A 23544-nucleotide genomic window follows, 5' to 3' on the forward strand; every position below is an offset into this window, starting at 1 on the left:
AAAGGGGTTTCTCATGCTTAGCGAAGTGGATGTTGAAAGACCGTCCGACAACTCAATTTGCAGCCTATGGGGCGCAGCTATTCAAAGGCGCGATCTCCCATTGCATTGACGATGTGATATCAGCGCTTGCCGAGGTTCCAGCAGATGGGGCGGGCGTTCGTTTGCATGGGATACCCGCGCTCGATCCAATTCTTGCGAGAGAAGGTCCGATAGGGGCAATAGCCGCAAGCGCTTTGGGTAACTCTTCCCGACCGGTTAGGGCAATTCTCTTCAACAAATCGACGATAAGCAATTGGGCACTCGCTTGGCACCAAGACCGAACAATCTGTGTCAAAGAAAGGCGAGATGCACCGGGGTTTGGCCCCTGGACCTTGAAAAGCGGTATGAATCACGTTGCACCGCCATTTGATCTTCTTACCCGCATGGTGACGGTGAGGGCGCACATCGACAATGTGCCCGCTAGCAATGCACCACTGCTCATTGCTCCTGGATCCCACACCTACGGAAGAATAGCCGTAGATCGGGTCAAGGGAGTGGTAGACAGGTGCGGAACAGCGGTCTGTTTGGCCGAAGCTGGCGATGTATGGCTATACGCAACGCCAATTCTTCACGCGTCCGACGCTGCCTCTGCGCCGAAAAGCAGAAGAGTCCTTCAGGTAGATTTTGCGGCGGAAGAGCTGCCGCACGGACTCGAATGGCTTGGTGTGTAGAATGCCAACCTCAGCACGAAATGATCTGCAGGTTGCTCAACCCCACGAATATCGATGACTTGCCGCAGTTAATCTGTGATCGTCAATCGGATGAGGAAAAGCATTCTCGCCTTGTTTGCAATTGTCGTACCGACGTTGCTCATTACGCTGACGCCAATCGGCCCGATTTTCGTATATGGTTGGTTAGTCCCAATCATTGACCCTCTCATTCCAAAGCCAAAAGACGTGCCATCCCGTGCTGATGCCAGTTATCAATGGAAGGGCTTCGGCTTAGTTTGGACTTGGGAGGATAATGTCCCAGCCGGATGCGCTCGATGGTGGGCGGCTGAAGGATTCGACGGTCCGGTTCGGGGCCTCGATCTCTATCAAGGTGACCGAAACTGCAGTGGCGGTTTGAGAACCATGAGCCGCCTCTCATTCGTAGACACAACGACATACGGCACCGGTGAGAACGAATGGCCATACGAAGAGTGTCCTTTCACGCTAGATGAGAATACTGTCGCCCAATACCGAACTCAGATCGATGCCTTGAGGGAAGCCAATAGCGGCACTTTGGAAACACAGATGCTTGGGGCCATGCGGACAGAGCTTGCTGCGCTCGATGGGAAGAAAATGCTCGCCCAGCAATATGGCTGTCGGGCTAACCAAGGCTAATCGCTGTTTCCATGACCAGCGTCAGATTAGCCGCCTTCATTGATCGGCGTATTTGCTCCGGCAGTACCCGCGCAATAATTCCCCCACGCTTCCATCAGCTTCACGCGCGCACCGGGATTATCCGGCGTGCCAAGGTATGTGGTGCGGCGATAGGCGGCCTGTACAGCGTCAGGCGTCTTGTGCGCCAGTGCCGCTTCGACGACCGCATTGGGGAAGCCTTCGTTCGCCGCCCAGTCGGTGAAGCTGGAGCGGAAACCGTGGACGTGGAACGGCTCCTGCATGTCGCGCATGACCTTGAGCAGCGTCATGTTGGACATCGCCTTTCCCGTCATGCCGGGGAATACCACTTCGGCTCCCTCAAGCCGCATTGCGTCCGCCTTCACAAGCACCGCCAAGGCCGCTTCTGAAAGCGGCACGATGTGCGCCCTGCTGCGCTTCATGTGTTCGGCTGGGATTGTCCAAAGGCGCTGGTCCAGATCGAATTCGTCCCATTTCGCGAGCCGCACTTCCTGCGAGCGAACGCCCGTCAGAATGAGAAGGTCTAGCGCCAGACGCGAATAGGATGGTTTGCGGCGCAACGCGGTCAGGAACGGAGGAACGGCCACGTATGGCATCGCCTTGCGGTTTGCCGGTTTCTTGATCTGTCGCGGCAGCCCTCGCCCTGCCTTGAGGCTGCTATTGCCTGATGGAGCTTCGGAAGAGCGCCAACCCTTTGCATGGGAGTAATCTAGCACCGCGCAAATCCGATTCCGAACCTGGCGGGCTGTTTCGGGGATTTCCTGCCAGATCGGCGTGAGGACCGAGATGATATCGGCGGCAGTGATTCCACCAGTCGTCATGTCGCCAAGCTTCGGGAAGGCGTAGTTTTCCAGACTGGCCAGCCATTGCCGACCATAGACATCGCTTTTCCAGCCAGCTTCGTTCTCGGAATGATATTGGGTAGCGGCTTCGCGGAAAGTGACCTTGGCGGCTTCCTCGTCCTTCCGCTCCGTCAGTACGTCGCGTTTCTCGACCTTTACAGCCTTGCGGAGTTCAGCAGCCTTCGCACGCGCTTCCGCCAGCGTCACCAGCTTCGCACTACCCAGACCAATATCCTGTCGTTTGCCATCGCGCTGGAGTCGCAAAAGCCAGGAAGCCGCACCAGTTTTTCCAACTTTCAGGAAAAGTCCGTCACCGTCCTGATAGGTGCCCGGATTCGCCAAAGCGGCCTTGACCGCCACCGCCGTAAGTTTGCCCATTCTCGTTCCCCACATTTCTGGAGGTCAATTAAGAGAGCCGCAGTGTGGGGAAGCCCACCTCCTTCCCCACACCTTCCCCACACTCACTGTCGGTTGTAGACAAATAGCAGCGAACAGGGGCGGCCATCGAAAGGCAGAATACCCTTGGTTTTCTGAGATTTCTAGGGCTTTTCGGGGATGTTCCGAGAACGGGCGGTGGTGGACAGGGCTAGATTCGAACTAGCGTACGCTTGCGCGGGCAGATTTACAGTCTGCTGCCTTTAACCACTCGGCCACCTGTCCACACCAGTGCTGCCGGTGCCGGTTCCTCCCGAAGGAAGAGCCGATTTTCGAAGTCTCCGAGGAGACCGTCCGGCCGAGTGGCGGCCCCTTTGGCGAAGCTGGACTTGCCTGTCAATGGGCAGGCTGGCATGCGCGACACGAAATTTTTCAACAAGCTTGCAGAGAAGGTCTCCTGATGCCCCGCAATGACGATCAACCGAAGGGCCGTGCGCTGCGCGGCCGCGCCGGCCGCAACAAGGGCGGACGCGGTTCGGGCCGGGGCAGCGCGGGCTCGATCCGCCTGTGGGGCCGCCACGCGATCGAGGCTGCGCTGACCAATCCCAACCGCGACGCCAAGAAGCTTTGGGGCACGCGCGAGGCAATCCAGGCCATGCTCGACGATCACGATGCCGAACTGCCCGCCTCGTTGCCCGTGGAATACGCTCAGGCCGCCGACCTTGCGCGCCTTGTTGCCAAGGATGCACCCCACCAAGGCCTCGTGCTCGATTGTGCCCCGCTCGACGATGTCGCTCTCGACGATGTTCTCGACGAATCCGATGGCCGCACGATTGTCGTGCTCGATTCGGTAACCGATCCGCACAACGTCGGCGCGATTCTCCGCTCCTGCGCTGCGTTCAATGTCGCCGCGCTCGTCACGCAGGACCGCCATGCCCCGCCCGAATCGGGCACGCTCGCCAAATCTGCCTCCGGCGCGCTGGAAATCGTGCCATGGGTCCGCGTGGTGAACCTGTCGCGCGCGCTCGAGCGGATGAGCGAGGAAGGCTACTGGCGCATCGGCCTCGACGGCGATGGCAAGGCCGTGTTCCCCTCCGCCATCCCCGCAGGTCCGGTTGCATTGGTCCTCGGTGCCGAGGGCGAAGGGCTGCGCCACAATGTTGCCCAGCACTGCGATGCGATCGCGCGCCTGCCGATTGCGTCCGCGATTGAAAGCCTTAACGTATCGAACGCGGCGGCGATCGCGCTCTACGCGGTGGCCACGCGCGAGGGATAGGCACGACAGGAGGGGCAGATGCGGCGTTCTTGGGCTTTGGCGGCGGCAACGCTCGCCACACTCCTGCTGGCAGGCTGCCTGCTCCTCCCCGGCAAGTTCACTTCCGCCATCGACCTGCGCAGGGACGGCAGCTTCAGCTTCACCTACAAGGGCGAGATCCATGTCCTCGCCCTGTCGAAGCTCGCTGCCGAAGAGCGCAACCGCAAGAACGAGACCGCCCCCTTCGAACCTTCGAGCTGTTTCGACGATGAGAAGGGCGAGGAACGGGCCTGCACGGACGGCGAGATCGCGGAGCAAAAGAAGGCCTGGGAAGAGGATGTTGCCGCCAGCAAGGCTGCCGCGGCTGAGAAGCAGAAATCCGACGAGCAGATGGCCAAGGCCATGCTCGGCGGCATCGATCCTTCAGACCCGCGCGCCGCGCAGGAATTCGCCGAACGCCTGCGCCGCCAGAAGGGCTGGAAGTCGGTCATCGACAAGGGCGACGGCAGGTTCGAGGTCGAATATGCGATCACCGGCAAGCTGACCCACGATTTCAGCTTCCCGATGATCGAAAAGCTGCCGATGGTCATGCCCTTCGTCACCATCATCCGTCGCGCCGATGGCAGCGTGCGCATCGATGCCCCGGCGTTTGCCTCCGGTGCGGCAAGCTCTCCGATCATGGGCATGGCTGCCATGCCTGCCGATGAAAAGAGCGGAAAAGCCGGCGGCGATGGCATGCCTGTGCTCGACGGCGTGTTGATGCTCAGCACAGACGGCGAAATTCTCGCCAACAATACCGACGAAGGGCCCTTCGCCTCCCCTTCCGGCAAGACGCTGCAGTGGAAGGTAAACGAGCGCACCAAGGAAGCGCCCACCGCGCTCATCCGCATCGCACCATGAAAAAAGCCGCGCCGGTCTGCCTGACCGACGCGGCTCCAAAACTCACCAGGCAGTAGGCCCGGTCAGGCTGCGATCAGTTGACCGCATCCTTGAGGCCCTTGCCGGCCTTGAACTTGGGTTGCGCCGAGGCCTTGATCGACATCGGCTCTCCGGTGCGCGGGTTGCGACCGGTCGACGCCTTGCGCTTGGCTACCGAGAAGGTGCCAAAACCGACCAAGCGCACTTCGTCGCCCTTGGCCAGCGCACCGGAGATCGATTCGAAGACGGCCTCAACGGCCTTGGTCGCATCGCCCTTCGACAGGCCGCTGACATCGGCGACGGCGCCGATCAGATCGTTCTTGTTCATTGCGGAACCCCCTAAGTCTTTTGTCTTGGGTTGAATGGAATTGAGTCGCCTTTCGGGTGCACGGAAACAAGCCGAGAAACAATCACCTGTCAAGGCCTAATCGGCTCAGTCCAGCCCGGAATCACCTTATTTTTAGGCACTTTTCAGAACACGAAAGGGGTGCGCGCAACAAATGTGCGCGCACCCCTTCCGAACTTGCAGTTGAGAACCGTCAGTGGGCAGTCGGCGCAGCGCCTGCCGCTCCGGCCGGTGCAGTTGGCTGAGAGGCGAGATCGTCCGCTTCAGTCCACTCGATCGCCTGCGGCACAGATGCCAGCGCACGTGCCAGCACCTCGTCGACATGGCTCACAGGAACGATTTCCAGACCTTCCTTGATGTTGGCCGGGATCTCGGCAAGATCCTTGCGGTTCTCCTCGGGGATCAGCACCGTCTTGATCCCGCCACGCAGTGCCGCGAGGAGCTTTTCCTTCAAGCCACCAATGGCCAGCACGCGGCCACGCAGCGTCACTTCGCCCGTCATCGCCACGTCCGCCCGCACCGGAATGCCGGTCAGCGTCGAGACCATGGCGGTCACCATGCCGATGCCAGCGCTCGGGCCATCCTTGGGCACGGCACCCTCGGGCAAGTGGATGTGCAGGTCCTTGCGGTTGAAGATCGAAGGCCGGATGCCGTAGGCCGGACTGCGCGCCTTGACGAAGCTGAACGCCATCTGGACGCTCTCGCTCATCACCTCGCCCAATTTGCCCGTAGTCTTGACCGCGCCCTTGCCGGGCACCGTCACGCTCTCGATCGTCAGCAGTTCGCCACCAACCTCGGTCCAGGCAAGGCCGGTAACCGCGCCGACCTGGTTCTCCTCGTCAGAGACGCCGTGGCGGAACTTCCGAACACCGGCAAAGTCGGAAAGGTTCTCGGGCGTGATCGTCACGCTCTTGGCCTTGCCTTCTAGGATCTGGCGCAGCGACTTCCTCGCCAGACGCGCTACCTCGCGCTCCAGCGTGCGCACGCCGGCCTCGCGGGTGTAATAGCGGATCAGATCGCGCAGTGCTTCGGTCTCGAGCGTGAACTCGCCCTTCTTGAGACCATGCGCCTCCACCTGCTTGCGCACCAGATGGCGCTCGGCGATCTCGACCTTCTCGTCCTCGGTGTAACCCTCGAGACGGATGATCTCCATGCGGTCGAGCAGCGGCTGCGGCAGGTTCAGGCTGTTCGCCGTGCAGACGAACATCACGTCCGAAAGATCGAAGTCGAGCTCAAGGTAATGGTCCTGGAACTTCGCATTCTGTTCGGGATCGAGCACTTCCAGCAGCGCTGAAGCCGGATCGCCGCGGAAGTCCTGGCCGAGCTTGTCGATCTCGTCGAGGAGGAACAGCGGGTTCGCGGTGCCTGCCTTCTTGAGGTTGGTCACGATCTTGCCCGGCAGGGAGCCGATGTAGGTCCGGCGGTGACCGCGGATCTCGGCCTCGTCGCGCACGCCGCCCAGCGACTGGCGCACGAACTGGCGGCCGGTCGCCTTGGCGATCGACTTGCCGAGCGAGGTCTTGCCGACGCCCGGAGGTCCGACGAGGCACAGGATCGGCCCCTTCAGCTTGTTGGTGCGCGCCTGCACCGCAAGGTATTCGACGATGCGGTCCTTGACCTTGTCCAGCGCGTAGTGATCGGCGTCGAGGATCGCCTGCGCCGCGGGAATGTCCTTCTTGAGCTTGCTGCGCTTGCCCCATGGCAGACCCAGCAACACGTCGAGGTAATTGCGGATGACAGTCGCCTCGGCGCTCATCGGCTGCATGGTCTTGAGCTTCTTCAACTCAGCCGTCGCCTTGGCCTTGGCTTCCTTGGAAAGCTTGAGAGTGTCGATCTTCTCCTGAAGCTCGGCGATCTCGTTGGCTTCCTCGCCATCGCCGCCACCCAGCTCCGACTGGATCGCCTTCAACTGCTCGTTCAGGTAGTATTCGCGCTGCGTCTTTTCCATCTGGCGCTTCACGCGGCCACGGATCTTGCGCTCCACCTGCAGCACGCCCAGTTCGCCCTCCATGAAGGAAAGCACCATCTCGAGCCGCTTCATCGGATCGGATTCGGAAAGCACCGCCTGCTTGTCAGCCACCTTGGCAGCAAGGTTCGCGGCAACCGAATCCGCCAGCTTGCCAGCATCCTCGATATCGCCAAGCTGGCCGCCGGCGTCCTGCGGCAGCTTCTTCGAAAGCTTCGCATACTCGGCGAACTGATCGACGACCGACCGCATCATCGCAGAAATCTCGGTGCTCTCGGCCACCACGGCTTCCTGCTGCTCGACCTGCGCGACAAGCATCGCGCCATGCGTCGTCGTTTCCTCGCGCAGGCCCTCAAGCACCGCGCGGTCCCGTCCTTCGACGAGCACGCGGACCGTGCCATCCGGCAACTTCAGCAGTTGCAGGACGCTGGCAATCACGCCGGTATCATAAAGATCGTCGCGATCCGGATCGTCGCAGCCCGGATCGAGCTGGGCGAGCAGGAAGATATCCTTGTTGCCGGCCATGGCCGCTTCCAGCGCCGCTACCGATTTCTCGCGCCCGACAAAGAGGGGCACGACCATGCCGGGAAACACGACGATGTCGCGAAGGGGAAGCAGGGGATAGAGATTCATGGGCACTTCGTTTCCGTCCTGCCGGGCACGCCGCCCGGCGCTTTCCCGGGATATGGGGAGACCGCGCGCCTGTCGCAATGGCTTTTGCCATATCGGCTGTGGATCACGACATCTCCTGACCAGTTTGACCCTCTTGTCGGCGAGAGCCGTAAACCGAATGTTAGGTATAAATACGCATTGGACGTGAAGGACTGGGAGGCTGCCACGTCGCATGCTGCGTACACGAACAACGCTGATCGTCGGCGCAGGGGCGAGCGCAGAATTGCAGTTTCCGACCAACGCGGAACTGCTGGCTCGCATCATCCAGGGCTATGATTTCAAGCGCACCAACTCGGAGACCTCGACACGCGACGGCCAGTTGCTTCTGCGCAATATCTACAAGCTTGCTGAAAAGCTGAACAAGAAGGTCGAGGATGTTGCCGCTGCCGCCGAGCGCCTGCGCAACGCCTGCCGCCTCGGTCGCTCGATCGATACCGTGCTTGAACAGTACGATCATGACCCGCTCGTTGTCGCCTGCGGCAAGCTGGCGATCACATTCTTCATGGGCCAGGCTGAATCGCGCAGCAACCTGAAGGATATCCCGCGCGTGGAAGGTGAGCTGCCGCTTCAAGGGAAGATTGCCGAATACTGGATCTATCAGCTCGGCCAGCTGATCACCTCTGGCGTTCCCCGGAGCAAGATCGGACAGACGCTCGAACAGCTGACCATCATAAACTTCAACTACGATCGGTCAGTCGAGCACTTCCTGCCTTACGCACTGGTCATGGCCTATGGGATCGAGCTGAAGGAAGCGCAGCAAGTCGTTGCAGAGAAGCTCGACATCGTGCACCCGCACGGCTCCGTTGGCCGTCTGCCATGGCAGAAGGGTGAGGCACCCCAGGCCGAATGGGGTGTCGAGCAGCCATGGAACATCCATGCGATCGCTGCCCAGTTGAAGTCGCTCAACGAACGCAGCGCCGATCGCAATGCATTGCGCGACATCCGCCTGTCGGTCGCCAGCGCAAAACGCCTCGTGTTCCTCGGCTTCGGCTTCCAGCCCCAGAATGTCGACTTGCTTTTCGAGAACACGCTTTCGCATAATCCCGAAGTGCTCATCTCCACTTACGGCATGAGCAGCGGCAACGCCGCCACCGTCGCCCAGATGATTCGCCGCCTCGCAGGTCTGGAGAGCGCCGACCAGTTGATGATCTCGCCGGGCAAGGCCTGGGAAGTCCTGCGCGATTATTCGCTGCTGCTGGAAAGCTGAGTCCCCACGCAGGAGGGGACCTCGGTGTTGTTACGGACCACCAGCATAAACCGGCCGAGGCCCCCGCCTGCGCGGGGGCGCAATCTCAACGTGCGGAAGGCAGCGGCTGCACCACCGGCTCCGAGACAAATATCGGCGCTGGCGGCGTAGCAGGAACGGGCTCGCTGGCCGCAGAAGGCATCGCAGGCGGCGGTGTCGGCGTGATCGCTGGCAGGGTGATCGACCCTTCCTTCTGGAAATCCGCCTTGCCCTTCAGCGCGTCGATCTCTGCTTGCCGGGTCTTGAGATAAAGCTCGCGATAGGAAGCGTAAGGGTTCGATTCCTCACGGATGCGCTTGAACAGTTCGTCATTCGCCACACGCTCGTCGAGCGAGCGGATGACGAAGCTGCCATAGACATAGCCCGGATTGCGCAGCGGTCCGCCAACGGCAAACGGCATCAGGAAACGGTCGAGCCCAAGCCCGATCACGTCGCGCAGCGTCGTCGGGCCAACCAGTGGCAGGAACATGTAGGGTCCCGGCCCGATTCCGTAGTATCCAAAGGTATAGGCAAAGCCATTGCGCCGATACGGCAGGTTGAAGGGCTTGTTTTTGGCGACGTCGATCACACCGCCGACGCCGATCGTCGAATTGATCGCGAACCGCCCGACCGTCTCGGCCGCCTTGCCCGGCTTCAGTTGCAGCAGATAGTTCAGCGCAACAATCGGCTCGGTCAGGTTGCGCAGGAAGTTCCTGAGACCCATGCGGATCGGGCGCGGCACGCCCTTTTCATAGACGTTGGCAACGGGCGCGATGACCGCATCGTCGACTGCCTGCACTGCGTCGTAGCTCGCCTGATTGACCGCCTGCATCGGGTCCTGCCGCGGGGTCTTCTCGCCCGATACGACGATCGCCTGCTCGTCCTGCTCAATCTGGTCAAGCGATGGCGCGGGTGCCTGCGGCAAGGCGATAGGTGCTGTAGGCTGTGGCTCAGACGGGGTTTCGGCAGGAAGCGGCGTTGCTGCACCGGCAGCGGAGGCTTGCGAGTCCTGCACCAGCGCAACCTCCGGCACCAATGGTCCGTCCGCAACGGGAACGGCAAGCAGGGCAGCGCTGGCAAGCAAGGTCACACTCAAGCAGGAATTCCTGTCCGGTTCATCAGTTTACCGCACAGCCTTGGCCCGCCCCCAGCCACGCCGCAAGTCCTACACCATCAATTCATCGCCAGCCCACACCGGCCTGACCGGTCAAGCCACCGGTCAGAACGGCAGCTTGAACCCCGGCGGAATGCCGGCCGCCATCTGCACCTTCTGCATTTCTTCCGCAGCCGCAGCATCGGCCTTGCCGCGCGCGTCGTTGAAAGCTGCCGCAACCAGATCCTCGAGGATGCCCTTCTCGGACGGAGCCAACAAGCTCTCGTCGATGTTGACACCGATCACGCGGCCCTTGGCCGAAGCCTTGATCTTCACCAGCCCACCGCCTGCCGCGCCTTCGACCTCGATGTTGTCCAAGGTCGCCTGCGCGTCCTCCATCTGCTTCTGGATGGTCTGCGCCGCTTTCTGGGCGGCCTGGATCATCTCTTCCATCGACTTCATGCGCGTTTGCTCCAGGGTCTCTTTTCGTGCTCTCGCGAGCTTTCCTCATCAATGATCACCGCGCCCGGAAAGGCTTCGAGCGCCGCCTTGACCAAGGGATCTTCCTTCATCGCCGCGTCCGCCGCCGCCACCTTCTCGGCCTTGGCTTCCTCGAGGCTGGGCAGGGCATCGCCCTCCCCGCGCTCGACGATCCATGCCTCGCCGGTCACGTGGTTCAACGCGCGGCGGATATCCGCCGCCGGATCGTTCGGCAATCCCGGCGCCAGTTGATAGCGCAGCAAACCGGCCTTGAGTTCAACCACGCGCACGCCCAGCCGCATCGTCGATCCGACCAATGGCGAGACATGCTCGACTTGCTCGACCAGCGCTTCCCAGTCCATCGCGGGCGCCGCGGTCGCTTGAGCCACGGGAGCCGCGACAGCGCCCGGTTCGGCGGTCTGCGCCATGACCACGGGCCGGGAAGCAATCTCTTCCAGCTTCTTCACCAGCCCGCCGGGATCGGGCAGGTCCGCCGCGTGCATGACCCGCAACAGTGCCATCTGCGCCGCCACCAGCGGATCAGGCGCCACCTTCACTTCCTCGTAACCCTTGAGCAGCAGCTGCCACAACCGGTGCAACTGCCCCGCCGAAAGCGCCTTGGCCCAGCCCTCGAGAGCCTCCCGCTCCTCGGTCGAGCGAATGTCCGGCCCCACACCGCCGATCTGCGTAACCGTCACTCGATGGACCACATCCATCTGCGCCCGCATCATCGCGATCGGCTCGATCCCCAGCGCATACTGCTGCGCCACTTCCTCCAGCACCGTCCCGCCCTTGCCCGAAAGCACGGCGTCGAGCAGCCGGCGCTGCATGGTCTTGTCGGCAAGGCCCAGCATTTGCCGGACCTGCTCGGCCGTCACCCGGGTCTTGCCATCCTCGCTGCCGACCAGATCGGCATGGCTGATCGCCTGGTCGAGGATCGACAACCCGTCTCGCACCGATCCCTCGGCTGCAGCGGCGACCATCGCCAGCGCCTCGTCCTCGGCCTCGACGCCTTCCTTGCCGCAGATCATGCCGAAATGGCTGGCGAGCAGCGGCGCCGGAATGCGCTTGAGATCGAACCGCTGGCAGCGCGACAAGACCGTGACCGGCAGCTTGTCCACTTCGGTCGTCGCAAAGAGGAACTTCACATGCGCCGGCGGTTCCTCAAGCGTCTTGAGCAAGGCGTTGAACGCGTTGCGCGACAGCATGTGGACTTCGTCGACAATGTAGATCTTGTAGCGCGCCGAAACAGCCGCGTAGCGCACCGCTTCGATGATCTCGCGCACGTCGTCGACGCCAGTGTTCGACGCCGCGTCCATCTCGATCACGTCGATGTGCCGGCCTTCGGCAATCGCCCGGCATGGCTCGCAAGACCCGCACGGATCGATCGTAGGCCCGCCCTGCCCGTCCGGGCCAATGCAGTTGAGCGCCTTGGCGATCAGGCGCGCGGTGGAAGTCTTGCCAACACCGCGTACGCCGGTCATCAGGAAGGCATGGGCCAGCCGGTCACGCTTGATCGCGTTGGCCAGCGTCTGCACCATCGCGTCCTGCCCGATCAGTTCGGCAAAGGTCTGCGACCGGTACTTGCGCGCCAGCACGCGATAGGGTTGCGCAGCAGATGCCGCTGCGGGCGCGACCGGTGGCGGTGGCGCCGTCTCCCGCACCACTTCTGCAGGAGCCGGAGCAGGCGCTACAGGCGCTGCGACCGGCGCCGGATCACCGAACATCGAACTTTGCCCCGCCGCCTCGAGCTCGGCAGCAGAGGGCTTGTTCTCCTCCTCTTGCGGAGGATCGCCAAACATGTGGGTGGAATCGGCCATTGCTGCCTTAGGTAAGCACTCCCGGCCCGATTGTCGAATGCCCCGAGGGGGAGAATCGGTGGATTGACTCATAGGTTGCAAAATGCAACCTTAACTTCATGAGCAAGGTTCTTCTCGGTCGCCTCACCGCCGATTTCGATCGTTCGTTGGTGGTCTTCGTCATCGGCATGCGCATCAATCACTTCCACAAGGTGGGAAAGTGGCTCCCAGTCGCTCGCGCCATGGGGCCGATGCTCGCCGAACTTGCGCGAAACCCGCAAAGCGGTTTTCTCGGAACGGAAACGATGCTGCGCGATCTGCGCACCATCGTGCTCCTGCAATACTGGCGTGATTTCGACAGTCTCGAAGCCTATGCCCGCGATCGGGACCAGAAACACTGGCCAGCCTGGACCGCGTTCAACAAGGCCGTGGGCAGCGACGGCACCGTCGGCATCTTTCACGAGACCTATGCCGTCTCGGCCGGGGCCCATGAAACGATCTATGGCAACATGCCACCCTTCGGCCTCGGCAAGGTCGCCGGACTCATCCCCGCCACCGGCAAGCGCAATGAGGCGCGCTCGCGCATGAAAGCCGCAACGGAGGGGTAAAAAGGAGCCGGCCGACCCGCCGCAACCCGTTGTGGCTGCTTCCTTCCGGACCTGACCAGGTTGGCGGACGCAAGCGTCCGACCGACTCCCGGCGCGGCATATGGAGAGGAAGCGGAGGCTTGTCCAGCCCTCGCCGAACTCTGCTTACCTAAAATTATCCGCGTAGCTCTGCAGCTTCAGCTTGCGCGGCGGCGTCGGGATCACGCGCGCATCGATGCCATAGCGATCGGCATAGGCCTGCGCATCTTCCTGCGAATTGAACGCAAGCGTCACCTGGCTCTGCGTGTCGCCCGAACCAGCCCAGCCCATCAGCGGGTCGGGGCGGCGTGCTTCGGCGGGTTCGAACTCGAGCAGCCAGTCGCTGGTCCGGGCCTTGCCGGACTGCATGGCATTCTTCGGGCGCTGATAGATGCGTGCTGACATGGCTTCGCGCTTGCACACGAATCAGGTCGCAAATCAAGTCCGCTTTTGCGCGTTAAAGGCGTTCTTGGTCTTGAGGCTCGGGTCTTCGGCCCAGGGCTCGTCTGGCCAGCGGTGCTTGGGGTAGCGCCCCTTCATGTCCTTCACCACATCGCGCCACGATCCGCGCCAGAAGCCGGGCAGATCTCCCGTCGTCTGGATCGGCTTGCCACCGGGGCTGGTGAGGCTCAGCAGCAGCGGCTTGGGCGGATGGCCCACGCACGGATGCCGCTCCAGCCCGAACAGTGCCTGCACCCGCAGTTCCACGCACGGCCCGCCCTCGTGGCCATAGTCGATCGCGTGGCTGGTCCCGGCGGGCGAGCGGAACTCCGCCGGGGCCAGCTTGTCGAGCGCCTGCCGCTCGTTCCAGTCGAGCCGGTTCAGCAGCGCCTCGTGCAGCCTGCCCGCGCCGATCTGCAGATCGCGCCGCCCCGCCAGCAATGGCCCGAGCCAGTCCTCAAGCGCGCCAAGCAGAGCCTCTTCGGACAGCGCCTCAAGCCCCGCATACCCCGCCCGCACGATCAGAGCCTTGGCGGCCTCGCCCAGCGGGAGCAGCGCCAACCCGCCATCGCGCACCACCTCGATCAGCTTGGCCACAACAGCCTCGGCGTCCGGCTTCGGGTCGGGCACCCGCGCCAGCACGATGGCCCCCAGCTTGCGCTCCAGCCGCGCTTCGACGCGACCCTCGATCGCGTTCCAAGTGAGGGAATGCCGCTCCTCGATCCGATGCGCGAGGTGTCGGACAACGTCTTCCTCCTCCAGCGCCACCGCCGCCGTGATCCGCGCGCCCTTGGCCTCGCCCTGCGCGTCTCCGATCACCAGCCACTTCGCCGTTGCCAGCGGCGATGCCGGATCAAGCCGATAGCCGCGGCCACCCGAAGCCAGCCAGTCCTCGCCCGAAGCCCCCCGCGCCCGCGCGATCCGGTCGGGAAACGCCTCCGCAAGCAACACGCCCAGTGGGACGCCCACCATCCGTCCTTCGACAGGCTTAGGGTAAACTGATTTACCGTTTGAAACCCGCTCATGCTGAGCTTGTCGAAGCACCCGGTTGGCAAGCTCAGCCCACCGCGCCGCCAGCTTGCGCGATCCTTCGGCCCTGCTCCCGCGCTCACCCGCCCAGCGATCAAGCCGCCGCGCCAGATCCTCACCGCGACCGCCCAGCCCGCGTTCCTGCAACAGCAAGGCCAGTTGCGCCGCTTCGTCCGCCTGCCCGCGCTCGGCTGCAAACAACAGCATGTGCGCCAGCGCCGGCTCCATCGGCAGGCGCGCCATCGCCCGCCCGTGTGCCGTGATCTCATACTGCTCCCGCTCACCCTGAGCCTGTCGAAGGGCGAGTGCGCCCAAGGCCTGCAAGGCCCCCCGCGCCGCTGCCATCGCAGCGACCGGCGGCACATCGAGCCACGCCATCCCCGCCGGGTCACCCGCCCCCCACTGCGCTAGCGTCAACGCCAGCGGCGCAAGATCACTCGTAACCACCTCTGGTGGATCGAAAGCGGGCCGCCCCGCGTGCGCCGCCTCTTCCCACAGGCGATAGGCGACGCCCGGTCCCTGTCGCGCCGCGCGCCCTGCACGCTGGGCTGCCGAAGCCTGGCTCGCCGGCGTCGTCACCAGCCGCGTCACCCCGGCCGCCTTGTCGAACTCCGCCCGCCGCGAAAGGCCTGCATCGACCACCACCGAAACGCCATCCAGCGTCAGCGAAGTCTCGGCAATGCTGGTCGCCAGAACCACGCGCCGGCGCCCTTGCGGATCGCGCCGGATGGCCGCACGCTGCCCTGCCGGCTCAACCTGTCCATGCAGCGGCAGCACCAGCGCCTGCGGCAAGCGCTCGGCCAGAAGATCCGCCGTCCGCTCGATCTGCGCCACGCCCGGCAGAAAAGCGAGAATGTCGCCGCTCTCATCGCGCCACGCCGTCTGGATTGCCGAAGCCATCGCAGCCTCGATCTTCAGGTCCGGCCGCGCGCCCAGCCACTTGACCGTCAGCGGGTGCGCCTTGCCCTCGCTCTCTACAACCGGTGCGTCACCGAGCAGCGCGGCAAAGCGCGAACCGTCAATCGTGGCCGACATCACCACGATGCGCAGATCCTCCCGCAGCACGCCTTGCGCCTCGACCGCCAGCGCCAGCCCGAGGTCACTGTCGAGATGCCGCTCATGCGCCTCGTCGAACAGTACGGCGGAAATGCCCTGCAATTCCGGATCGTTCAGGATGGTCGAGACAAAGATCGCCTCGGTCATCACGATCACCCGCGTTCTGGCCGAGCGCCTGGCATCAAGGCGCGTGACATAGCCAATGGTCTGCCCCGCTTCCTCGCCCAGCAGCTCGGCCATTCGTTCGGCTGCGGCACGCGCCGCAACACGCCGCGGCGACAGCACGATGACCTGCCCGCCGCACCACTTCTCCCCCAGCAGCGCGGGCGCGACCGCTGTCGTCTTGCCCGCACCCGGCGGCGCGATCAGCACGGCGCTTGGGCCCACGCGCAAGGCGGCAAGCAGGTCAGGCAGGACGGCATGGATCGGCAGGTCGCTCACGCCACGCGCCTTAACGGCCTTTGCCTTCCCAAGGCAACGTTCCGGGAAACGCAGACCCTTACAGAACGTTCATGGTCCAGACTGCACAAGCATGCTAGGCGGGGAGAGATGAAGAGCACGCTGGAATTCGTCGTGGCGCTGACCACCGGCCTGCTGTTCAGCGGTGTGATGATCGGCGCCATCATGCTGGGCATCGGAGCGGTCTGCGGCGGCAGCTGCTACTGGCTCTGGCGCCGCTTCGGCAGGCGCAAGTAAGGTCAGCCCATCGGATAGGGAATCTCGCGGCTCACCTTGTTGATCGCCTTCATCACGTCGTCGCTCAGCACGAGATCGGCCGCGGCAAGAATCGGGTCGAGTTGACCTTCGGCACCGACGCCGACGATGGTCGAAGCCACGAAGTCGTGTTGCTTGGACCATGCCACCGCCATCGTTACGGGATCGAGCCCGGCCTCCGCCGCAATGGCCATGAACCGCTCGGTCGCGGCAATGCTGCGATCGTTGACGAAGCGCTTGCCCATCTGCGCCTGCCGCCCTTCCATTGCCAGGTAGCGCGAGAACCGCGCGCCCTCAGGCCGTGCTCCACCGTTGTACTTGCCCGAAAGCACGCCGCCCGCAATTGGCGAGTAAGGGATCAGGCTCACGCCTTCCTGTCGGCAGACCTGCGCCAGTTCGTCCTCGAAGCGACGGTTGTTCAGGCTGAAGTTGTTCTGAATCGTCTGGTAGCGCACAGTGCCGAGACGCTCGGCAGTCGCAAGGGACTTCATCAGGCCCCAGCTGGTCTCGTTCGAACAGCCGGTAATCCGCACCTTGCCCGCCTGCACCAGCTCGTGCAGCACTTCCATGGTCTCGTCATAAGGCGTGTCGTGATCAGGCCAGTGGGTCTGGTAAAGATCGATGTAGTCAGTGCCGAGCCTCTTCAGGCTGGCCTCGATTGCCGTCTCGATATTGCGCCGGTCCAGTGCGGTCATGCCGTTGCGACAGGGTGAACGGAACCAGACATGGCTCGGCCCCGAAACCTTCGTCGCCAGCACGATCGCATCGCGCGGCTTGGTCTTGAGCCATTTGCCGACGATCTCTTCCGTCCGCCCCACCCATTTGACGTCCGGCGGCACGGGATAGCCTTCAGCCGTATCGTAGAAATTGATCCCTGCGTCATAGCAGCGATCCAGCACCCGCAGCGCTTCGGCTTCATCCACCTGGCTGCCGAAGGTCATCGTCCCCATGCAGATATCGGAAACGACAATGGCCGACCGGCCGAGGCGACGATGCTGCATCAGGCTCTCCCGCTATACGTATGAAACTGGATCAGAATCTCCGCGCGACGGCGAACAGCGCGGCCTCGGTCATGGCGACCTTGGCAGCACTGGCCGGGAAGCCGGCAATGGCGTCGATTGCCCGCTGCGCATACATCCGCGCCCGTTCGCGCGTGGCGTTCACCGCATCGTGCCGGCGGATCAGCTCGATCGCGTGGGCAAGGTCTTCGTCCGAAGACCGGTCGCCCGCAATCGCCTCCTGCCAGAACTTGCGCTCTTCGGCGTCGCCCCGCGCATAGGCGAGGATCACCGGCAGGGTCATCTTGCCTTCGCGGAAGTCGTCGCCCTGGTCCTTGCCCATTTCGGCAACTTCGGAATCATAGTCGATTGCATCGTCAGCCAGCTGGAACGCGATGCCGAGGTTCCGACCATAGGAATCGAGCGCCAGCTCGTCCGCCTCGTCACGCTCGGCCACCACCGCCGCGATCCGGCATGCCGCAGAGAACAGCGCCGCCGTCTTTGCCGCGATGATGTCGAGGTACATTTCCTCGGTCGTCTCGATCTGACGCTGCGCGACCAGCTGGTCGACCTCGCCTTCCGAGATCACCGCCGAGGCGTTCGAGAGGATGCGCAGCACCTTGAGGCTGCCGTCCTCGACCATGAGTTCGAAGCTGCGACTGAACAGGAAGTCGCCCACCAGCACCGTCGCCGGGTTGCCGTAGACAATGTTGGCGGTCTTCTTGCCGCGCCGCATGTCCGAGCCATCGACCACGTCGTCATGCAGCAGCGTTGCGGTGTGGATGAATTCCACCGCCGCCGCCAGCTTGTAATGGCGCGATCCGCCGTAGCCCAGCAGCGAGGCGCTCGCCAGGGTCAGCATCGGGCGCATGCGCTTGCCGCCGCCCGCGATCAGGTGCCCGGCCAGCGTCGGGATCAGCGGAATGCGCGATTGCATCCGATCGAGGATCACGGCGTTGACACTGTTCATGCCCTCGGCAACGAGGGCCATCATCGGCGCCAGCGAAGGTTCGGCCTTGCGCGGCAGGGTATGGATGGTCGCAGTCATCGGATTGACCGCTTGGCGGCAAGGGCAGCGCTTGGCAAGACGCAACTTGCACTGTAGCGGCCCAGACACGAACGCGCAGACCAAAAGACGGGGTAAGGGAATGAGCGAAGATCCGGTTCTGGCAGGTTATCGCCAGTCCATCGACAACATCGATGCGGCGATGATCCACATCCTCGCCGAACGCTTCCGCATCACCCAGGCCGTCGGCGCCTACAAGGCCGCGAACAAGCTTCCCGCCTCCGACCCCGGCCGCGAGGAGCGCCAGATCGCACGCCTGCGCAAGCTTGCCGAAGACGCGAAGCTCGATCCGGAATTTTCCGAAAAGTTCCTGCGCTTCATCATCCAGGAAGTGATCCGCCACCACGAGAAAGCGGCCGGATCTGCCGATTGAAAGCCCTTGAGGGGATGGTCGGGGCTTAGCCCACCTGATCTTCCAGCGGCACGCCGGGCACCTGCTTGGCAGTGCGGATCGTCAGCGAGGTCTTCACGCTTGCCACGTTGGGCGCAGGCGTCAGCTTGCTGGTGAGGAATTCCTGGAAGCTCTGCAGATCACGGCTGACGATCTTGAGGATGAAGTCGATCTCGCCGTTGAGCATGTGGCATTCACGCACCTCGGGCAGGGTGCGCATATGGTCCTCGAACTGACGCAGCGATTCCTCGGCCTGGCTCTTCAGGCTGACAAGAGCGAACACGGTGATCGCAAAGCCGAGCTTCGAGGCGTCGAGATCAGCGTGATAGCCGCGGATCACTCCGGCATCTTCCAGAGCGCGCACCCGGCGCAGGCATGGGGGTGCGGTAAGTCCGACGCGCTGCGCCAATTCCACGTTGGTCACGCGGCCCTCGGCCTGCAGTTCGGCAAGCAGGCGCCGGTCGATACCATCAAGGGTTGCCATTCTTCGTGTTCGTCCGTTTCGCAAAGCCCCGGTCGGGGAATTCGGAAAGAAGCGTGAGTCGCAACTTTCCGCACAAAATCCGCCGTCCAAGATAATTTTATTGTTTCATAGTGCAACCGTCCCACATTGCAACGCAGTGGATAGTCACCTTCCCGCAACCGGTACGATTTGTTAGCCTTCTCCGGGCTAGTTCAGCGGATTAGCAACCTGTCCGGAGCTTCACGCTACGGTGCACGAAAGGCCACACGCGGAGCTCTGATGATCGTTGACGACCGCCTTGAGACCGTGCTGCGCACCCACGCGGCCGGCAAGACGGCAGCCAGAACGCAGCTGCGCCAGTTGGTTGACCTGCTCGGCCCCGTCCCGCTCGCCGCGTGGAATCGGCAGCACGCTGGCGCGCTCCAGCGCATGGATTCGCTTTGCGCCATGTTGACCGACGAGGAATGCGCCGCAGTTCTTCGCTCGGCCCCGCACCGCTCTGCCGTGCTGGTTTACCATTTTGCCCAAGGCGGTCCCCGTACCGCGGCGGCTGCAGTATCGGCCGCCCGGCTGACCGACGAGGACTGGCTCGCCGTTATCCCGCGCCTCCCGGTACAGGCGCGCGGCTTCGTGCGCCATCGCGCCGATCTGGGAGAGCCGGTCCGCCAGCTGCTATCACGCCTTGGCATCAACGATTTCCTGCTGCCCCAGCCCGAACCTGCGGTCGCAATCGAACAGGGCCGAGCTGACAGACAGGCGGCCCCCCTGCCCGAGCCCGAGCCCGAGCCCGAGCCTGTGCCCGAGCCCATCCCGGCCGACGACGGCATCGGCGCGATCGTCCGCCGCATCGAGGCCTTCCGGCGCAAGCGCGAGGAACGCGAGGCCACTGCGCCTCAGGCCGCTCGCGGCGATGGTCTTGCCCCGCTCCTGCCCTTCGGCGAGGAGAACGCCGCACCGCGCAAGCCGGTCGCGACGATTGATCTGCGCACGGATGCGCTTGGGCTTGTCGTTCACGCAGGCATCGACCCGCCGGGGGTCCTGCTCGGCAGCCAAATGTTCTGTGCCGATGCCGCCGCACCGATGCGGTGCGATGAAACCACCGCTCGCGCATTCCGACAGCGCCAGCCGATCGAGGCCGGTTTCTTGTCGATCGAGGGCGCCGATCTCGTGGCTGGCCACTGGCAGGCCGATGGCACGCCAATCTTCACGCGCGATGGTGGTCGCTTCGCCGGCTACCTTTTGCGCCTGCGCCGCCATGTCCAAATGCCAGCTGCGGAACTGGCTCCGGAAACGCCCTCCGTCTCGGCCGAGGCAGACCGTCTGCGGCAGCTGCTGCACGAGCTGCGCACGCCGATCAACGCGATCCAGGGCTTTGCCGAGATGATCCAGTCCCAGGTCTTCGGCACCACGCCGCACCAGTACCGCGCCATGGCTGCCAGCATTGCGGCAGATGCGGCACAGATGCTCGCCGGCTTCGAAGAGATCGAGCGGCTGGTGAAGCTGGAATCGCGCGCGCTTGCAATCGACACCGGCCTTGCCGATGCGGCTGCGCTGGTCGCCGGGCTTGTCGAACAGATCTCCCCCGTTCTTGCAGCCCGCAACGTCCGGCTTTCCGTCAGCATGTCACAAGGCCCGCTTGCAGTGGCATTCGCTGCCGATGAAATCGAACGCAGCGTGTGGCGGCTGCTCTCGGTCATCGCCACCAGCGTCGCGCCCGGCGAGCGCATCGCCATCGCGCTTGAACAGCGCGAACGCTGCGCCAGATTGTCAGTCACGCTCCCCGCCGCGCTCGACCGGCTTGACGATGCGGCCCTCTTTGCGCCCGAAGCGCCGACGGGCGGTGGCGTGCTGGCCGCTTCGGCAATGCTTGGCAACGGCTTTGCCTTGCGCCTTGCCCGCGCAGAGTTTGAATCCGGTGGCGGATCCCTGCTGCGGGAGCATTCGCAGTTCGTTGCCACTATTCCGCTGGCGGACGAACCTCCGAGCGATGCCGCGCCGATGCAGGCCCGCGCATGACAGCCTCGGCCTCTCCTCAGATCCTTCGCCTGCCGTCGCCGGAAGACTTCGTCACTTTCGCGCCCGAATTTGGCACCCGGTTCATCCTGACGGTCGACACCGAAGAGGAATTTGACTGGTCCAAGCCGCTGGATCGCACCAGCCACGGCCTCGACCACATCCCCCGCCTCGCCAAGTTCCAGCAGTTCTGCGAGGGCCTCGGTGTTGTTCCGGTCTACCTTGTCGATTACCCGGTGGCGAGCGACCCGCGCGCTGCCGAAGTCCTCGGCGCCGCCGTCCTCGCCGGGCGCGCCGAAATCGGCGTGCAGTTGCACCCTTGGGTCAACCCGCCCTACGATGAACTCGTCAATGTCCACAACAGCTTCGCCGGCAATCTCCCGGCCGATCTGGAACGTGCCAAGTTCCGCAAGCTGCGCGACACGATCGAGCAGGCCTTCGGGGTCGGCCCGCTGATCTACCGCGCAGGGCGGTACGGTGTCGGCCCGAATACCGCAGCCGCCTTGTCCGATTGCGCCATCGCGATCGACACCTCGGTCCGCTCGCGCTTCGATTACAGCTCCACCGGCGGCCCCAACTTCCGCGACCACCCCTTGCGCCCTTGGTGGATCGACCGCCGCAACGGACTGATGGAAATGCCGCTCACCACGGTTTTCGCCGGGCACCTGCGCCGCCACGGACCGGCAGTCTACCCCGCCCTGTGGCGCGTGCCACGCCTTCGCGGCGCGCTCGCCCGGCTCGGCCTGCTCGATCGGATCCCGTTGACTCCCGAAGGTGTCACGCTGCTCGAAGCGCTGACTGGCATCGACATGGCGTTGGAAAGCCGCCTGCCCCTGCTCGTTTTCTCCTTCCACAGCCCCTCGCTTCGGCCGGGCTACACGCCCTACGTCCGCAGCGAGGATGACCTCGACCAGTTCTATGACTGGTGGCGCGGCGTCTTCGCCCATCTCGCCCGCCACCGCGTCCGCCCGACCTGCGTCAGCGAGATCATCGCCGCCGCGCAAGTCTGACGAGTGATCTTGCCAAGCCGCGACTGCGCCGCTAGCGGGATCAGCGATGGGCCTGTAGCTCAGTTGGTTAGAGCTGGCCGCTCATAACGGCTAGGTCGCGGGTTCAAGTCCTGCCGGGCCCACCATCATTCCCACCGATAGAGTCGGACAAATGACCCTGCTCCCCCGCGCAGGCGGGGGCCTCGGTGTTGTGACGGAAGGCATTTTACGATGCCCTCCAGCGCTCCAATCACGGCTCGTTCGTCTCGGCGCTGCCAATCTTTGATCCGTCCGCAAATACGATCATCTCCGGCACGAAGGATACCTTCATCTTCGCGAAGGGTATGCTGGCGAGCTTCTTGTCCTCGTCCTTGAACTGGTTGAGATCGCGACCGTAGTTCTTGATGATGCGGGTCTCGCCTGGCTTGACGTCCTCATCCAGCGAGAATGTCGTCTGATCGATCTCCTGATCGAACTGATCCTTGAAGGCCACCGTGCCACGCACCCCGCTGATCTGCTTGGCTGACTTGTTCTCGATCGTCACCTCGACGTTCAGCCGATCACTGTAACGTCCGGCCATGATGTCCTGCGAGACAACGTCCACGTTTGTCACCGCGATAGTTGCCACCCGCCTGATCTGCTCGGCGTCGGCTGCTTTCTGGGCGGCAACCTTAGCTTTCAGTTGCTCTGCCTGTTCTTCCTCGGCCTTCTGTTTGGCCAGCCAGTCTTTCTGGTCCTTGATCGCATCGCCGATGGTCGTGCCAGGAGGAATGCCGCCCTTCTGACCAGCAAAGGCCGCGCCTACGCTCATGCGCATCATATATCCGACGACCAGCTTGCGATCATCGTCGCTCAGACTCTTGACGTCCTCGGCAATCTCGTCCCACTTTTGCGGATCGGTCGGAATTACGGTGCTCTTGGCCCCGCTACAGGCGGACACGACCAGTGCGGCGGCAAGCAAGATCGGCAGACGTTTCACTTGGGTTCCCCTGTTTTTTCCGGAGTGGTCACAACAAACTCCCCTCCCGCGCAGTATCCTCGCGCTTGGCGCTCTTCATCACGCTGGCATCGACCCACAGAATGTCGGGCCGCATTCCCTTGAAAAGTTCGGCCAGCGTCAGGATCTGTATCCTCGAACGCCTCGATCTGTGCGTCGGAATTGCGCCCTTCCGGAGACTTGAACAGAATGTTGTAGTTGGCGTTCGAATTGAACGGCGGATCAAGATAGATCAGATCGACGCTCTCATCCTTCACGTGTTCGCGCAGCACATGAAGATTGTCGCCATAATAAAGCGTGTTGGTCATGGTGAATGCTTGTGCCCCGTCGGATTCCGCTGGGCAAGGGGGCCACATCACATTCCCACCCAAATAACGCCCCCATTCTCCCCCCTCCAAAACCTGTCTC

22 protein-coding genes, 2 tRNA genes, 1 other RNA gene and 1 pseudogene are annotated in these 23544 nt (G+C 63.3%); 11 read left to right on the forward strand and 15 right to left on the reverse strand.

The window, feature by feature from the left end:
- The first annotated feature begins 29 nt into the window (after nt 1-29).
- Together AX703_RS26425 and AX703_RS27215 are read left to right on the forward strand one after the other, a co-directional pair.
- A complete protein-coding gene (locus AX703_RS26425) occupies nt 30-710 on the forward strand; it encodes a phytanoyl-CoA dioxygenase family protein (RefSeq protein ID WP_011536516.1) in 681 nt (226 codons plus the stop codon).
- 75 nt (nt 711-785) lie between these two features.
- Entirely contained in the window at nt 786-1364 is a 579-nt protein-coding gene (locus tag AX703_RS27215; protein ID WP_156451908.1) for a hypothetical protein, read from the forward strand.
- A 26-nt stretch (nt 1365-1390) separates the two neighbouring features.
- Here the strand turns inward: AX703_RS27215 and AX703_RS04240 are convergent, their stop codons facing one another.
- On the reverse strand, nt 1391-2602 hold the full coding sequence (locus tag AX703_RS04240; protein ID WP_011541155.1) for a site-specific integrase: 1212 nt from the start codon (nt 2600-2602) through the stop codon (nt 1391-1393).
- Between the two features lie 196 nt (nt 2603-2798).
- A tRNA-Tyr gene (locus AX703_RS04245) sits at nt 2799-2884 on the reverse strand.
- 175 nt (nt 2885-3059) lie between these two features.
- On the opposite strand from AX703_RS04245, the gene rlmB reads away from it, so the two are divergent.
- Nucleotides 3060-3875: a 23S rRNA (guanosine(2251)-2'-O)-methyltransferase RlmB gene (gene rlmB / locus AX703_RS04250; RefSeq protein WP_062342855.1), complete on the forward strand. Its 816-nt coding sequence runs from the start codon at nt 3060-3062 to the stop codon at nt 3873-3875.
- Between the two features lie 18 nt (nt 3876-3893).
- Nucleotides 3894-4754, forward strand: coding sequence for a hypothetical protein (locus AX703_RS04255; RefSeq protein ID WP_062342857.1), 861 nt, complete (start codon nt 3894-3896; stop codon nt 4752-4754).
- A gap of 73 nt (nt 4755-4827) precedes the next feature.
- Here AX703_RS04255 and AX703_RS04260 read toward each other — a convergent pair whose 3' ends face one another.
- Complete coding sequence (locus AX703_RS04260) at nt 4828-5100, reverse strand: HU family DNA-binding protein (protein WP_039337436.1); 273 nt, start codon at nt 5098-5100, stop codon at nt 4828-4830.
- A 211-nt stretch (nt 5101-5311) separates the two neighbouring features.
- Nucleotides 5312-7717 carry an endopeptidase La gene (gene lon / locus AX703_RS04265; protein ID WP_062342860.1) on the reverse strand — a complete coding sequence of 802 codons (2406 nt, stop codon included), beginning with the start codon at nt 7715-7717 and terminating at the stop codon, nt 5312-5314.
- A gap of 211 nt (nt 7718-7928) precedes the next feature.
- On the opposite strand from lon, the gene AX703_RS04270 reads away from it, so the two are divergent.
- Entirely contained in the window at nt 7929-8963 is a 1035-nt protein-coding gene (locus tag AX703_RS04270) for an SIR2 family protein (RefSeq protein WP_062342862.1), read from the forward strand.
- 85 nt (nt 8964-9048) lie between these two features.
- Here AX703_RS04270 and AX703_RS04275 read toward each other — a convergent pair whose 3' ends face one another.
- The 3 genes from AX703_RS04275 to AX703_RS04285 form a co-directional block, all read right to left on the reverse strand.
- Nucleotides 9049-10071 (reverse strand): VacJ family lipoprotein, encoded by a 1023-nt coding sequence (locus AX703_RS04275; RefSeq protein ID WP_052242653.1) that lies wholly within the window; start codon nt 10069-10071, stop codon nt 9049-9051.
- Nucleotides 10072-10200: 129 nt separating this feature from the next.
- Nucleotides 10201-10536, reverse strand: coding sequence for a YbaB/EbfC family nucleoid-associated protein (locus tag AX703_RS04280; RefSeq protein WP_039337431.1), 336 nt, complete (start codon nt 10534-10536; stop codon nt 10201-10203).
- The gene (locus AX703_RS04285) at nt 10533-12374 is read right to left on the reverse strand and encodes a DNA polymerase III subunit gamma/tau (RefSeq protein ID WP_062342864.1); all 1842 of its coding nucleotides are present in this window, start codon (nt 12372-12374) and stop codon (nt 10533-10535) included. The genes AX703_RS04280 and AX703_RS04285 overlap by 4 nt, the downstream gene beginning before the upstream one ends.
- A 98-nt stretch (nt 12375-12472) precedes the next feature.
- Here AX703_RS04285 and AX703_RS04290 point away from each other — a divergent pair, with 98 nt between their 5' ends.
- Nucleotides 12473-12961, forward strand: coding sequence for a DUF4188 domain-containing protein (locus AX703_RS04290; RefSeq protein WP_062342866.1), 489 nt, complete (start codon nt 12473-12475; stop codon nt 12959-12961).
- On the opposite strand, the gene ffs is transcribed toward AX703_RS04290, so the two are convergent.
- The 3 genes from ffs to hrpB all read right to left on the reverse strand — a co-directional run bounded on the left by ffs (nt 12959) and on the right by hrpB (nt 15946).
- Nucleotides 12959-13053, reverse strand: an RNA gene (gene ffs / locus AX703_RS04295) — signal recognition particle sRNA small type. The genes AX703_RS04290 and ffs overlap by 3 nt on opposite strands.
- Before the next feature lie 52 nt (nt 13054-13105).
- Nucleotides 13106-13384, reverse strand: coding sequence for an ETC complex I subunit (locus AX703_RS04300; protein WP_062342880.1), 279 nt, complete (start codon nt 13382-13384; stop codon nt 13106-13108).
- A gap of 33 nt (nt 13385-13417) precedes the next feature.
- Entirely contained in the window at nt 13418-15946 is a 2529-nt protein-coding gene (gene hrpB, locus AX703_RS04305) for an ATP-dependent helicase HrpB (protein WP_062342868.1), read from the reverse strand.
- 108 nt (nt 15947-16054) lie between these two features.
- Between hrpB and AX703_RS27220 the strand changes: the two genes are divergently transcribed.
- On the forward strand, nt 16055-16201 hold the full coding sequence (locus AX703_RS27220) for a hypothetical protein (RefSeq protein WP_156451909.1): 147 nt from the start codon (nt 16055-16057) through the stop codon (nt 16199-16201).
- Between the two features lie 2 nt (nt 16202-16203).
- On the opposite strand, the gene AX703_RS04310 is transcribed toward AX703_RS27220, so the two are convergent.
- A complete protein-coding gene (locus AX703_RS04310) occupies nt 16204-17220 on the reverse strand; it encodes an aldo/keto reductase (protein ID WP_062342870.1) in 1017 nt (338 codons plus the stop codon).
- A 31-nt stretch (nt 17221-17251) separates the two neighbouring features.
- The gene (locus AX703_RS04315) at nt 17252-18265 is read right to left on the reverse strand and encodes a polyprenyl synthetase family protein (RefSeq protein ID WP_062342872.1); all 1014 of its coding nucleotides are present in this window, start codon (nt 18263-18265) and stop codon (nt 17252-17254) included.
- Between the two features lie 100 nt (nt 18266-18365).
- On the opposite strand from AX703_RS04315, the gene AX703_RS04320 reads away from it, so the two are divergent.
- Complete coding sequence (locus AX703_RS04320) at nt 18366-18656, forward strand: chorismate mutase (RefSeq protein WP_039337422.1); 291 nt, start codon at nt 18366-18368, stop codon at nt 18654-18656.
- 25 nt (nt 18657-18681) lie between these two features.
- Here the strand turns inward: AX703_RS04320 and AX703_RS04325 are convergent, their stop codons facing one another.
- The gene (locus AX703_RS04325) at nt 18682-19158 is read right to left on the reverse strand and encodes an Lrp/AsnC family transcriptional regulator (protein ID WP_039337420.1); all 477 of its coding nucleotides are present in this window, start codon (nt 19156-19158) and stop codon (nt 18682-18684) included.
- A gap of 258 nt (nt 19159-19416) precedes the next feature.
- On the opposite strand from AX703_RS04325, the gene AX703_RS04330 reads away from it, so the two are divergent.
- The 3 genes from AX703_RS04330 to AX703_RS04340 all read left to right on the forward strand — a co-directional run bounded on the left by AX703_RS04330 (nt 19417) and on the right by AX703_RS04340 (nt 22285).
- Nucleotides 19417-21153, forward strand: a complete 1737-nt coding sequence (locus AX703_RS04330; RefSeq protein WP_062342874.1) for a histidine kinase dimerization/phospho-acceptor domain-containing protein — start codon at nt 19417-19419, stop codon at nt 21151-21153.
- A complete protein-coding gene (locus AX703_RS04335) occupies nt 21150-22160 on the forward strand; it encodes a polysaccharide deacetylase family protein (RefSeq protein WP_062342876.1) in 1011 nt (336 codons plus the stop codon). The genes AX703_RS04330 and AX703_RS04335 overlap by 4 nt, the downstream gene beginning before the upstream one ends.
- Nucleotides 22161-22208: 48 nt before the next feature.
- A tRNA-Ile gene (locus tag AX703_RS04340) sits at nt 22209-22285 on the forward strand.
- A gap of 104 nt (nt 22286-22389) precedes the next feature.
- Here the strand turns inward: AX703_RS04340 and AX703_RS04345 are convergent.
- Together AX703_RS04345 and AX703_RS28195 are read right to left on the reverse strand one after the other, a co-directional pair.
- Nucleotides 22390-23118 carry a hypothetical protein gene (locus AX703_RS04345; RefSeq protein WP_062342878.1) on the reverse strand — a complete coding sequence of 243 codons (729 nt, stop codon included), beginning with the start codon at nt 23116-23118 and terminating at the stop codon, nt 22390-22392.
- Nucleotides 23115-23544: pseudogene (locus AX703_RS28195) on the reverse strand (hypothetical protein); the annotation flags it as partial. The gene AX703_RS04345 and the pseudogene AX703_RS28195, both read right to left, overlap by 4 nt.

Origin of the sequence: Novosphingobium sp. CCH12-A3, from assembly GCF_001556015.1 — a bacterium.
Lineage (GTDB): Bacteria > Pseudomonadota > Alphaproteobacteria > Sphingomonadales > Sphingomonadaceae > Novosphingobium > Novosphingobium subterraneum.

Bases quoted from the DNA above. Each gene is read 5' to 3' on its own strand.
- AX703_RS26425 (WP_011536516.1), top strand. From the start codon at position 30: ATGTTGAAAGACCGTCCGACAACTCAATTTGCAGCCTATGGGGCGCAG.
- AX703_RS04240 (WP_011541155.1), bottom strand. From the start codon at position 2,602: ATGGGCAAACTTACGGCGGTGGCGGTCAAGGCCGCTTTGGCGAATCCG.
- rlmB (WP_062342855.1), top strand. From the start codon at position 3,060: ATGCCCCGCAATGACGATCAACCGAAGGGCCGTGCGCTGCGCGGCCGC.
- AX703_RS04255 (WP_062342857.1), top strand. From the start codon at position 3,894: ATGCGGCGTTCTTGGGCTTTGGCGGCGGCAACGCTCGCCACACTCCTG.
- AX703_RS04260 (WP_039337436.1), bottom strand. From the start codon at position 5,100: ATGAACAAGAACGATCTGATCGGCGCCGTCGCCGATGTCAGCGGCCTG.
- lon (WP_062342860.1), bottom strand. From the start codon at position 7,717: ATGAATCTCTATCCCCTGCTTCCCCTTCGCGACATCGTCGTGTTTCCC.
- AX703_RS04270 (WP_062342862.1), top strand. From the start codon at position 7,929: ATGCTGCGTACACGAACAACGCTGATCGTCGGCGCAGGGGCGAGCGCA.
- AX703_RS04280 (WP_039337431.1), bottom strand. From the start codon at position 10,536: ATGAAGTCGATGGAAGAGATGATCCAGGCCGCCCAGAAAGCGGCGCAG.
- AX703_RS04285 (WP_062342864.1), bottom strand. From the start codon at position 12,374: ATGGCCGATTCCACCCACATGTTTGGCGATCCTCCGCAAGAGGAGGAG.
- AX703_RS04290 (WP_062342866.1), top strand. From the start codon at position 12,473: ATGAGCAAGGTTCTTCTCGGTCGCCTCACCGCCGATTTCGATCGTTCG.
- AX703_RS04300 (WP_062342880.1), bottom strand. From the start codon at position 13,384: ATGTCAGCACGCATCTATCAGCGCCCGAAGAATGCCATGCAGTCCGGC.
- AX703_RS27220 (WP_156451909.1), top strand. From the start codon at position 16,055: ATGAAGAGCACGCTGGAATTCGTCGTGGCGCTGACCACCGGCCTGCTG.
- AX703_RS04310 (WP_062342870.1), bottom strand. From the start codon at position 17,220: ATGCAGCATCGTCGCCTCGGCCGGTCGGCCATTGTCGTTTCCGATATC.
- AX703_RS04315 (WP_062342872.1), bottom strand. From the start codon at position 18,265: ATGACTGCGACCATCCATACCCTGCCGCGCAAGGCCGAACCTTCGCTG.
- AX703_RS04320 (WP_039337422.1), top strand. From the start codon at position 18,366: ATGAGCGAAGATCCGGTTCTGGCAGGTTATCGCCAGTCCATCGACAAC.
- AX703_RS04325 (WP_039337420.1), bottom strand. From the start codon at position 19,158: ATGGCAACCCTTGATGGTATCGACCGGCGCCTGCTTGCCGAACTGCAG.
- AX703_RS04330 (WP_062342874.1), top strand. From the start codon at position 19,417: ATGATCGTTGACGACCGCCTTGAGACCGTGCTGCGCACCCACGCGGCC.
- AX703_RS04335 (WP_062342876.1), top strand. From the start codon at position 21,150: ATGACAGCCTCGGCCTCTCCTCAGATCCTTCGCCTGCCGTCGCCGGAA.